The sequence below is a fragment of the Rhizobium giardinii bv. giardinii H152 genome, from assembly GCF_000379605.1.
Taxonomy (GTDB): Bacteria; Pseudomonadota; Alphaproteobacteria; order Rhizobiales; family Rhizobiaceae; genus Pararhizobium; species Pararhizobium giardinii.
Window position 1 is genome coordinate 68,859 of the sequence record NZ_KB902578.1, and the last position, 11,059, is coordinate 79,917.

General features: G+C 63.3%; 9 protein-coding genes. 1 reads left to right on the forward strand and 8 read right to left on the reverse strand.

Going from position 1 to position 11,059, the window contains the following annotated elements; genetic code table 11:
* Nucleotides 1-66: 66 nt before the first annotated feature.
* The 7 genes from A3AY_RS0100360 to A3AY_RS0100395 form a co-directional block, all read right to left on the reverse strand.
* A complete protein-coding gene (locus A3AY_RS0100360) occupies nt 67-255 on the reverse strand; it encodes a hypothetical protein (protein WP_154663232.1) in 189 nt (62 codons plus the stop codon).
* 164 nt (nt 256-419) lie between these two features.
* Complete coding sequence (locus A3AY_RS0100365) at nt 420-605, reverse strand: hypothetical protein (protein WP_018323679.1); 186 nt, start codon at nt 603-605, stop codon at nt 420-422.
* A 167-nt stretch (nt 606-772) separates the two neighbouring features.
* Nucleotides 773-2,914, reverse strand: a complete 2,142-nt coding sequence (gene scpA / locus A3AY_RS0100370) for a methylmalonyl-CoA mutase (RefSeq protein WP_018323680.1) — start codon at nt 2,912-2,914, stop codon at nt 773-775.
* A 754-nt stretch (nt 2,915-3,668) separates the two neighbouring features.
* Nucleotides 3,669-5,672, reverse strand: a complete 2,004-nt coding sequence (locus A3AY_RS0100380; RefSeq protein ID WP_018323682.1) for an acetyl-CoA carboxylase biotin carboxylase subunit — start codon at nt 5,670-5,672, stop codon at nt 3,669-3,671.
* Nucleotides 5,673-5,905: 233 nt separating this feature from the next.
* On the reverse strand, nt 5,906-6,292 hold the full coding sequence (locus A3AY_RS0100385) for a hypothetical protein (protein ID WP_018323683.1): 387 nt from the start codon (nt 6,290-6,292) through the stop codon (nt 5,906-5,908).
* A gap of 11 nt (nt 6,293-6,303) precedes the next feature.
* Nucleotides 6,304-7,215 carry a glutathione-dependent disulfide-bond oxidoreductase gene (gene yghU, locus A3AY_RS0100390; RefSeq protein ID WP_040668013.1) on the reverse strand — a complete coding sequence of 304 codons (912 nt, stop codon included), beginning with the start codon at nt 7,213-7,215 and terminating at the stop codon, nt 6,304-6,306.
* A 226-nt stretch (nt 7,216-7,441) separates the two neighbouring features.
* Nucleotides 7,442-8,974: an acyl-CoA carboxylase subunit beta gene (locus tag A3AY_RS0100395; RefSeq protein WP_018323685.1), complete on the reverse strand. Its 1,533-nt coding sequence runs from the start codon at nt 8,972-8,974 to the stop codon at nt 7,442-7,444.
* Between the two features lie 166 nt (nt 8,975-9,140).
* Between A3AY_RS0100395 and A3AY_RS0100400 the strand changes: the two genes are divergently transcribed.
* Nucleotides 9,141-10,550, forward strand: coding sequence for a helix-turn-helix domain-containing protein (locus A3AY_RS0100400; protein ID WP_018323686.1), 1,410 nt, complete (start codon nt 9,141-9,143; stop codon nt 10,548-10,550).
* Nucleotides 10,551-10,614: 64 nt separating this feature from the next.
* Here A3AY_RS0100400 and A3AY_RS0100405 read toward each other — a convergent pair whose 3' ends face one another.
* Nucleotides 10,615-10,962, reverse strand: a complete 348-nt coding sequence (locus A3AY_RS0100405; RefSeq protein WP_018323687.1) for a hypothetical protein — start codon at nt 10,960-10,962, stop codon at nt 10,615-10,617.
* Nucleotides 10,963-11,059 lie beyond the last annotated feature (97 nt).

Genomic DNA, 11,059 nt, shown 5'->3' on the forward strand with positions numbered 1-11,059 from the left:
TCGTCCCCTCTCCCCGCTTGCGGGGAGAGGGCCAGGGTGAGGGGCAAAGCGAGGAGTGCCGAAAACTCAGGCGCACACGCCGGCGACCCGGCGCATCGCTTCGAGAATGGAACCCTTGGTGGCGTGGCCGGTCTTGTAGAGGCCGAGAATGACGGTGGCGGCGTCGCGGCCATCGTCGCTGTCGAGCGTCGTGCGCGTTTCTCTGCACCATTCTTCGAGCGCGCCGCAGACGACTTCGATTTCATTCTGGTTCAAGGCCATGTCCGACAGAAACGACACTGCTTTCCCCCCTTCGGAACACACCCGGTTTGGATCGACAGTGTAGAGCCATTCAATGCGGTGGCAATTCCCAAATTTAAGGGGTTGCGGCCTGGCAATCGAACCACGAGCCGGGGTGAAAGGCCGGGCAGCCTTTCAGGTCATTCCGCGACGGCGGATGCCTCGAGCAGCGACGCGGCGATTGCCATCGCCAGGAGCTTGCCCTTGGCCCGGATTGCCTTGCTGTCCAGGTCGCGAGCCGAGAGCGCGAGGTCCATGCCCTCGCGCATCAGAATTTGTTGCGCCCGGTAAACTGCCCAGTTTTCGACGTCGTCGCGCTTCCGCATTGCGCTTGCCCCCAGCTAAATCATTTAGCGTTGCCGCCCCCGCTCCCAATCCGGCCTGGACGCAGGCACATAAGGCGAATCATCTGAGCACGTGAACAGGATGCGACATTTCCCGTAAAGCGAAAGCACAACTTTTCGGCGATGATTATTTGGGGTGTCCCGTCGCTTCAGGCGTTGCGCAGCCTGCCTTCCAGCAGGTCGAGCACGGCGCGGCCCGCCTCCATGACGTTGGTTCCAGGCCCGAAGACGGCGGCAACCCCGTGGTCCATCAGGAACTGGTAGTCCTGGCGCGGCACGACGCCGCCGCAGACGACGATGACGTCGCCGCCGCCGCGTGCTTTCAATGTCTCGACCAGTTGCGGCAGAAGCGTCTTGTGACCGGCGGCGAGCGACGAAACGCCGACGACGTGGACGTTTGCCGCAAGCGCCATGTCCGCGGCTTCCTCCGGTGTCTGGAACAGCGGACCGGCGAGCACGTCGAAGCCGATATCGCCGAAGGCCGACGCAATGATCTTGGCCCCGCGGTCATGGCCATCCTGGCCGAGCTTGGCGACCATGATCTTCGGCTTGCGGCCGATCGACCGGGAGACGGCGGAAAGCCGGGCGGAGAGCGTCGCCAGTTCCGGTTCGTCCTTGTAGGCGTCGCCATAGATGTCGGTGACGACCTCGGGAACGGCGGAATGATCGCCGAAGACGGCGCGCATGGCATCCGAGATTTCGCCGACTGTGGCACGGGCACGGGCAGCTGCCACGGCGGCCCCGAGGATATTGCCCTTGCCGCTGCGGGCGACCTCGGTCAGGGCATTCAGCGCTGCAGTGACCTCTGCCGTATCGCGGCGGCGCTTCGTCTCCTCGATGCGCTTGATCTGGGCGGTGCGCACGGCGGCATTGTCGATGTCGAGGATGTCGTGATCATCCTCGGTTTCCAGCCGGTATTTGTTGACGCCGACGACGACTTCCTCGCCCTTGTCGACCGCGGCCTGGCGGCGGGTCGCTGCCTCCTCGATCAGCCGTTTCGGCAGGCCGTCGGCCACCGCCTTGGTCATGCCGCCGAGCGCCTCGACCTCTTCCATCAGCGCCCAGGCCTTGTTCGCCAGCTCGGCCGTCAGGCTTTCGACATAGTACGAGCCGGCGAGCGGATCGACGACCCTGGTGACACCGGTCTCGTGCTGGAGGATGAGCTGGGTGTTGCGGGCGATGCGCGATGAGAATTCGGTCGGCAGGGCGATTGCCTCGTCGAACGAGTTGGTGTGCAGCGACTGCGTGCCGCCGAGCACGGCCGACATTGCCTCAAACGCGGTGCGGATGATGTTGTTGTAGGGATCCTGCTCCTGCAGCGAGACGCCGGACGTCTGGCAATGGGTTCTCAGCATCAGCGAGGACTGTTTCTTCGGCGAGAAGCCCTCCATGATGCGCGTCCACAGCAGCCGGGCGGCGCGCAGCTTGGCGGCCTCCATGAAGAAGTTCATGCCGATGGCGAAGAAGAAGGAGAGGCGGCCGGCGAAGTCGTCGACATTCAGGCCCTTGGCGAGGGCGGCGCGGACATATTCGCGGCCGTCGGCGAGCGTGAAGGCGAGCTCCTGCACCAGCGTCGCGCCGGCCTCCTGCATGTGATAGCCGGAGATCGAGATTGAGTTGAATTTCGGCATTTCGCGCGCCGTATAGTCGATGATGTCGGCGACGATCCGCATCGAGGGTTCCGGCGGATAGATATAGGTGTTGCGGACCATGAACTCCTTGAGGATGTCGTTCTGGATGGTGCCGGAAAGCGCGGCGCGCGGCACGCCCTGTTCCTCGCCGGCGACGATGAAGGAGGCGAGGATCGGGATGACGGCGCCGTTCATGGTCATAGACACCGAGATCTTTTCGAGCGGAATGCCGTCGAACAGGATCTTCATGTCCTCGACCGAATCGATCGCTACGCCCGCCTTGCCGACATCGCCGACGACGCGCGGATGATCCGAATCATAGCCGCGATGGGTGGCGAGGTCGAAGGCGACGGAGACGCCCTGCTGGCCGGCCGCAAGCGCCTTGCGGTAGAAGGCATTCGAGGCCTCGGCCGTGGAAAATCCGGCATATTGGCGGATCGTCCAGGGCCGGCCGGCATACATGGTGGCGCGCGGGCCGCGGGTAAACGGCGCAAAGCCCGGCAGCGAGCCGAGATGACCGGCGCCATCGAGGTCGGCCTCGGTATAGAGCGGCTTGACGGCGATGCCTTCGGGCGTCTGCCAGGTGAGCGCCTCGAGCGAGGATTTCACTTCGCGTTCGGCGAGGGCGGCCCAGTCGCTGAGGGTTTTCTTATCGGACATGGGAGTGCCTCCTTGCTTTGCTCGAACATCCACCCTCCCCTTGAGGGGGAGGGTCGGCACGCAGTGCCGGGGTGGGGTGACTTATGGCGTCAAACAACGGGTCACCCCCACCCGCCGCTTTGCGGCGACCTCCCCCCTCAAGGGGCAGGTAAAAGTCTGCCGCAACGGCCTTCGGCCACGCGCGAGCACTCGCCGTGGTTTTGCTGCAATGAAACTCGGACGGGGCGCTGGAAGCTGCCTCGAGAGAGTAGAATAGATGACACCTTCCGGCGCCCCGTTCGGCGGTTTTTGCCCGCAAACTCGTTCCGCTACGGCCTTTCGGCCCTCTGTGCGATTACACGCCCGCAGCAGCAGCATCGGCCTGCGGAGGGGAACCTTCTCGCGAACCCCGATTCCGAGGACTTCCGTCCTTTCCCCGAACCCGGCGCCGGTCCCGCTCGCTGCCACGGCTGGCAGTGTATCCGACGGCGGGACGGAAAGAGGATGACACAGATGCTCCAGGCGGGGATAAAAAGCCATTCGAATTCTCTGAAGTCCTTGTTTTATCACAGGGAGCGTAGAAACGTCGTCCTCACCAACAAAATCTAAGACTGAGCGAAGCCAAGGTCTTGATTTTGTATCCTCTCCCACAAGGGGAGAGGTAGAGCGCTGCACTGTCCGCATCCTACCTCTCCCCTTGTGGGAGAGAAAGCAATTTCAACACCTTAGCTTCGCTCAAGTGCTGGAAATTGCAGGTGAGGGGATTTCTCGGCGTCTACTCGAACTCCATGATCAGTTCATCCACCGCGAGGCTCGTGCCGGCCGAAACAGCGACATGTTTCACCACGCCGCGGCGTTCGGCGCGCAGGGTGTTTTCCATCTTCATCGCTTCGACGGTGGCGAGCGCCTGGCCGGCCTCGACCGTGTCGCCAGCGGCAACGGCAAGCGCGGTGACGACGCCGGGCATCGGGCAGAGCAGCATCTTCGACGTATCGGGCGGCAGCTTTTTCGGCATCAGCCGGGCAAGCTCGGCAACGCGTGGGCTCATCACATGGGCGGTGACGTCCATGCCGCGCCAGCGCAGGCGGATGGCGGTGCCGGACAGGTCGATCTTCACGCCCATCGCCGTGCCCTCGACATTGAAGGTGGCATGGCTGCGGCCGGGCATCCAGTCGCCGGCGATCGCGAAAGCCGCTCCATCAGCTATCTGCACATAGGCGCCGTCGGCGGTGGCGTCGAGCGTCACGGCATGTTCCTGGCCGCCGAAGCTGACGACCCAGTCCTTGCCGATCACCCGGCGGTGATTGCCGATCGTGCCGGAGATCTGCGCCGCGCGGTTCTGCAGGGCCTGATGGATCAGCGTTGCGACGGCCGCCAGCTTGCGGGCCGATGCCGGATCGGGTTCGACGCCGTGGAAGCCGTCCGGGAATTCCTCGGCGATGAAGGCGGTGGTGATCTGGCCGGAACGAAACCGGTCGTGCTGCATGACGGCCGACAGGAACGGCAGGTTATGGCCGATGCCCTCGACCTCGAAATCATCGAGCGCGGCGCTCATCGCATCGATGGCCGCCAGGCGGTCCGGCGCCCAGGTGCAGAGCTTGGCGACCATCGGGTCGTAATACATCGAGATCTCGCCGCCTTCGAAGACGCCGGTATCGTTGCGAATGACAATGCCATCCGGCCGCACACCTTCCTGCGGCGGCCGGTAGCGCGACAGGCGACCGATCGAGGGCAGGAAGTTGCGGTAGGGGTCCTCGGCATAGAGCCGGCTTTCGATCGCCCAGCCGCTCAGACGAACGTCCTTCTGGGAGAAGGCGAGCTTTTCGCCGGCGGCGACGCGGATCATCTGCTCGACCAGGTCGATGCCGGTAATCAGCTCGGTCACCGGATGCTCGACCTGCAGGCGGGTGTTCATTTCGAGGAAGTAGAAATTGCGCGCGCCGTCGACGATGAACTCGACGGTGCCCGCCGAATGGTAACCGACGGCTTTCGCAAGGGCGACGGCCTGCTCGCCCATGGCGCGGCGGGTGGCCTCGTCAAGGAAAGGCGAGGGGGCTTCCTCGATGACCTTCTGGTTTCGCCGCTGGATCGAGCATTCGCGTTCGCCGAGATAGAGCACGGTGCCGTGCGTGTCGCCGAGCACCTGTATTTCGATATGGCGCGGCTGGGTGACGAATTTCTCGATGAAGATGCGATCGTCGCCGAAGGAATTTTTTGCCTCGTTCTTCGAGGCCTGGAAACCCTCGCGGGCTTCCGCGTCGTTCCAGGCAATGCGCATGCCCTTGCCGCCGCCGCCGGCCGAGGCCTTGATCATCACCGGATAGCCGATGCCGCTGGCGATCTTCACCGCTTCGTCGGCATCCTCGATCAGGCCCATATGGCCGGGCACGGTGGAAACACCGGCCTCCGCCGCCAGCTTCTTCGAGGTGATCTTGTCGCCCATCGCTGAAATCGCGCCGACCGGCGGGCCGATGAAGGCGATACCCGCCTTCTCCAGCGCCTCGGCGAAGGCGGCATTTTCCGACAGGAAGCCGTAACCCGGATGCACCGCATCGGCGCCGGTCTTGCCGATCGCCTCGAGGATCCTGTCGATGACGATGTAGGACTGGCTGGATGGCGCCGGACCGATATGCACGGCCTCGTCGGCCAGTCGCACATGCAGCGCGTCGGCATCGGCGTCCGAATAGACGGCGACGGTGGCGATGCCGAGCTTTTTGGCTGATTTGATGACCCGGCAGGCGATTTCGCCGCGGTTGGCGATGAGGATTTTCTTGAACATTCAGGCCGCCGTTTCGCAGGTGTGTCGTTTTTCCCTCGGCAGGCTTTTGCCGGGCAGCATACCCCCCTCTGCCCAGTGGGAGATCGCAGCAAGCGCGCTTGGTGTCTCCAAGGCAAACAGTCTGTTTGGCGTGAGCGAGTGGGGGAAAGGAATGACCTCCCCGCTTGAGGGGGAGATGTCACCAAGTGACAGAGGGGGGTGAGCGGCGAGGATGCTTAAAACGAATTTCCGTATCACGGCTTCACACCTCCATCACTGTGGTCAAAGGCTTCCGGGAAATTCCTGCGGGCAACCCGCTCGTCGATCCGCAGCAGCGCTTCGTAGGACGCCGGATCGAAGGGCTCCTCGGCCGGCACCACCTCGCGGCCGAACAGGAGGTTGAGCCTTCCGGCATCGAGATTGCCCCGTTCGAACGGTTCGGCGCCGAAATGGTGCCAGAGCGCATGCAGGAAGGCTGCATCCACCTTGTGTTCGATCGTGTTCGGGCGAGCGAGGCGCTGCAACGCCTTGAGCGGCGTTACCCCCTTCTCGTTCGCCCGCCGGATGGTGAAATGATGGCCGTGGCCCGGCATGCCGGAGGGAAAGCCTCGATGCTTGGTCATGTCGGGCCGTTTGGGCATGCTTGTCTCCTTCAGGCCCTGACCGTCTGGTCCTGGCCGATCTTGTCCTGCGTCTTCGTCTCGAAGTCGGAGGCGTCGTGGCGCTCGTGCAGCTGCTCGGATGGCTCGCCGGACAGGCGGTTGACCATGCGGCCGCGCTTCACGGCGGGGCGCTTGGCGATTTCAGCGGTCCAGCGCTGGACGTGCCTGTAGCTCTGAACGTCGAGGAAGGTGCCGGAATCGCCATACTGCTTGCCCAGCGCCAGATTGCCGTACCACGGCCAGATGGCGATGTCGGCAATGGAGTATTCCGAGCCCGCCATGTAGCGGTTGTCGGCGAGGTGCCGGTCGAGCACGTCGAGCTGGCGCTTCACTTCCATGGCAAAGCGATCGATCGCATATTGGATTTGCATCGGCGCATAGGCATAGAAATGACCGAAGCCGCCACCGAGATAGGGCGCCGATCCCATCTGCCAGAACAGCCAGTTCAACGCCTCGGTGCGGGCCTTGTGGTCCTTCGGCAGGAAGGCATCGAATTTGTTGGCCAGATAAAGCAGGATCGAGCCACTTTCGAAGACGCGGGTCGGCTCCGGCGTCGAACGGTCCATCAGGGCCGGGATCTTCGAGTTCGGGTTGACGTCGACGAAGCCGGAGCCGAACTGGTCGCCATCGCCGATCCTGATCAGCCAGGCGTCGTATTCCGCGCCCTTGTGGCCGAGAGCCAGAAGCTCCTCCAGCATGATGGTGACCTTGACGCCGTTCGGCGTCCCCAGCGAATAGAGCTGCAACGGATGCTTGCCGACCGGCAGTTCCCTGTCATGCGTCGGGCCGGCGATGGGGCGGTTGATACTGGCGAACTCGCCGCCATTGGTTTTGTCCCAGGTCCAGACCTTGGGGACTTCGTAGCCGGCGGGGAAGTTATCGGCAGGGGATTTTTCCGTCATGAAACTGTCCTTGTTGGTGACACATGCGCGCAAGGAGGCGCATAGCCCATATGGGAAGCGGGCAATATTTCGCCAGTGCAGACAGTCACTTTCCCCCGAGGCGTATTTTGTTTCTCCGTCGTCCTCGGGCTTGCCCCCGGGATCCATGCCCAGGGCAATGAGTTTGGCGCTGTGGATCCTCGGGTCAAGCCCGAGGATGGCGACTGTGGTTTGTCCATGTGAAGGGCTACAACGGGATCGTGTCGTGCTTGCGCCACAGTTGCTCCTTGCGCTTGTTCCTGAGCGAGGCGAAGGCGCGGGCGATGCGGCGGCGCGACGAGTGCGGCATGATCACCTCGTCGATGAAGCCGCGCTCGGCGGCGACGAAGGGGTTGGCGAAGCGGGTCTCGTATTCCGCGGTGCGGGCGGCGATCTTTTGCGGGTCGTCGAGTTCGGAGCGGTAGAGGATCTCGGTGGCGCCCTTCGCACCCATCACGGCGATCTCGGCGGTCGGCCAGGCATAGTTGACGTCGGCGCCGATGTGCTTGGAGGCCATGACGTCATAGGCGCCGCCATAGGCTTTTCGGGTGATCAGAGTCACCATCGGCACGGTCGCCTGCGAATAGGCAAAGAGCAGCTTGGCGCCGTGCTTGATGACGCCGCCATATTCCTGCGCCACGCCGGGGAGGAAGCCGGGAACGTCGACCAGCGTCAGGATCGGGATCGAGAAGGCGTCGCAGAAGCGGACGAAACGGGCGGCCTTGCGCGAGGAGTCGATGTCGAGGCAGCCGGCCAGCACCATCGGCTGGTTGGCGACGACGCCGACGGTCTCACCCTCGAGCCGGATAAAGCCGGTGATGATGTTCTTGGCGAAGGCTTCCTGCAGTTCGAAGAAATCGCCTTCGTCGGCGATCGCATGGATCACCTCGCTCATGTCGTAGGGCTTGGCGGATGAGTCCGGGATCAGCGTGTCGAGACGGTTCTCGATGCGGGCCGGGTCGTCGTGGAACGGACGCATCGGCGGCTTGTCGCGGTTGTTGAGCGGCAGGAAATCGAACAGCAGGCGCACCTGCTCCAACGTCTCGATGTCGTTCTCGTAGGCCGCATCGGCGACGGAGGATTTTCTCGTATGGGTGCCGGCGCCGCCGAGTTCTTCGGCCGTGACGATCTCGTTGGTGACGGTCTTCACCACGTCGGGGCCGGTGACGAACATGTAGGATGTATCGCGCACCATGAAGATGAAGTCGGTCATGGCAGGCGAATAGACGGCGCCGCCGGCGCAAGGCCCCATGATCACGGAAATCTGCGGGATGACGCCGGAGGCCTCGGCATTGCGGCGGAAGACCTCGGCATAGCCGGCAAGCGAGGCGACGCCCTCCTGGATGCGGGCGCCGCCCGAATCGTTGAGGCCGATCACCGGCGCGCCGTTCCTGACCGCCATATCCATGATCTTGCAGATTTTTTGCGCGTGGGTTTCCGACAGCGAACCGCCGAGCACGGTGAAATCTTGAGAGAAGACGTAAGCTTGGCGGCCGTTGATCGTGCCCCAGCCGGTGACGACGCCGTCGCCTGCAACCTTCTGCTCGGCCATGCCGAAATCGACGGCACGGTGGGTGACGTACATGTCGTATTCTTCGAACGAGCCTTCGTCGAGCAGCACCTCGATGCGCTCACGCGCCGTCAGCTTGCCCTTGGCATGCTGCGCGTCGATACGCTTCTGGCCGCCACCGAGCCTTGCCTCGGCGCGACGTGACTCCACTTCCGCAAGAATGGCGCGCATTGCGTGTTCCCCCTCGTGCCCGGCTTCTCCGGCTGCCGTGTTCGCGGCTATTTTGACCGGTTTTCCTGCTCCCGCAATAGCCGGCAAAGCATCGAAAAAAAACCTTGGATCATGTGCAAATGCAGAATATACAAATTTGAAAATTGTAAATTGCGAATTTGCGAAAATGGCAATCGGAAAACTTTTCATCGGCCGGAAGGTGCGGGCGCTGCGCGAAGCGAGCCGCACGACCCAGGCGCAATTTGCCGAACGCATCGGCATCTCGACCAGCTATCTTAACCAGATCGAGAACAATCAGCGGCCGGTTTCCGCTTCCGTGCTGCTGGCGCTGGCAGAGAAGTTCCAGATCAGCATCGGCGATCTTTCCTCCGGTGAAGGTGACCGGCTGCTGTCGGCGCTTTCGGAGGCGCTCTCGGACCCGCTGTTCGAGACCTATACGCCGAGCCTCCAGGAACTGAAGCTGGTGACGCAGAACGCGCCGGGTCTCGCCCACGCGCTGATCGCGGTCCATCAGGCCTATCGCCGCAACAGCGAGCAGCTTGCGAGCTTCGACGATGCACGCGGGGCGGCGCTGACGGAGACGACGCCCTATGAGGAGGTGCGGGATTTCTTCCACTTCGTCGACAATTACATAAACGACATCGACGTATGGGCAGAGCGGCTGGCGCAGGCGCTCGGGATCGGCGAAGGCGACAGCCACGGGCTGATGTCGGCCTATATCGAGCGGCAGCATGGCGTGCGGATCGTGCGCGGCGCGCCCGACAGCGACGAGCTGCGCCGCTATGATCCGAAGTCGCGCATCCTGACGCTCAACCCCTATGCTCCGGCGCCGACGCGCGATTTCCAGATCGCCTTGCAGATCGCCCAGTTGCATGCCGGCAAGGAGATCGACGCGGTGGCGGCCGCTGCCGGCTTCCGCACCGAGGAAGCCTACGAGATCTGTCGCATCGGCCTGCAGAACTATTTCGCCGGCGCATTGCTTCTGCCCTATCAGTCCTTTCTCGTCGCGGCGCGCGACCTGCGCCACGACCTCGAACTGCTGGCGGCGCGTTTCGGCGCCTCGCTGGAACAGGTCTGTCACAGGCTCTCGACGCTGCAGCGGCCGGGCGCAAAGGGCATCCCGATCTTCTTTGCCCGCATCGACCGCGCCGGCAACATCACCAAGCGGCACAGCGCTGCCAAGCTGCAGTTCGCCCGTTTCGGCGCCGCCTGCCCGCTCTGGAACGTGCACCAGGCTTTCGAGACACCGGGGCGGATGATCCGTCAGCTGGCGGAAACGCCCGATGGCATGCGCTACCTCTGTCTGGCGACGCAGGTGACGAAGGGCAGCGGCAGTTTCGGCACGCCGAGGCCGAGCTATGCGATCGCGCTCGGCTGCGAGATTTCCGATGCGCACAGTTTCATCTATGCCGACGGGCTGGACATGAGCAATCGCGCCGCATTCGATCCGATCGGCATTTCCTGCCGCATCTGTGAACGCACGAAGTGCACCAGCCGCGCCGTGCCGCCGCTGAAGCGCAAGCTCATCGTCGATCACACGGTGCGCGGCCCGCTTCCCTACCGGATCGCGGATTGACGGGAAAATTGGCCGTGCCCCGCCGGGTGCGACGCCTTTCGATCGCGGTTCCTGCGTCGCCCGCTCAGATCGATTTTCTCAAGGTCGCTTCGCCGAACAGATTGCCTCTCGCCGGCCGTTCCGGGTCGGTGAATTCGTAGAGCCAGCGGTTGAAGGGGAGCTTGACGAGCGCGTCCCTCGACAGTTTGCGGATGGCGACCTGCTCGCAATCCGTGGCGGGATAGGTCTGCCTGCCGCACATCGCCTGGGGGCTGTCGATCATGCGATAGGCGTATCCATCGGCGACCACAGCGGTCGCCGGGTACATCAACAGGGAAGACGCAGGCACGACCGCGACCCGCAATCCACCCAGCCAGACGGAAACGATGAAAAGAAACAAAAGGCCGGTCACGACCTGAAATGCGATTTTCATAAATTAGATACCCGTAAAACGAGCGATGCGCTCACGATGTATACGGTTACCTGTATGGGCGGCGACAAAGAAGGGAGCGGCAGTATTTATCATGGGT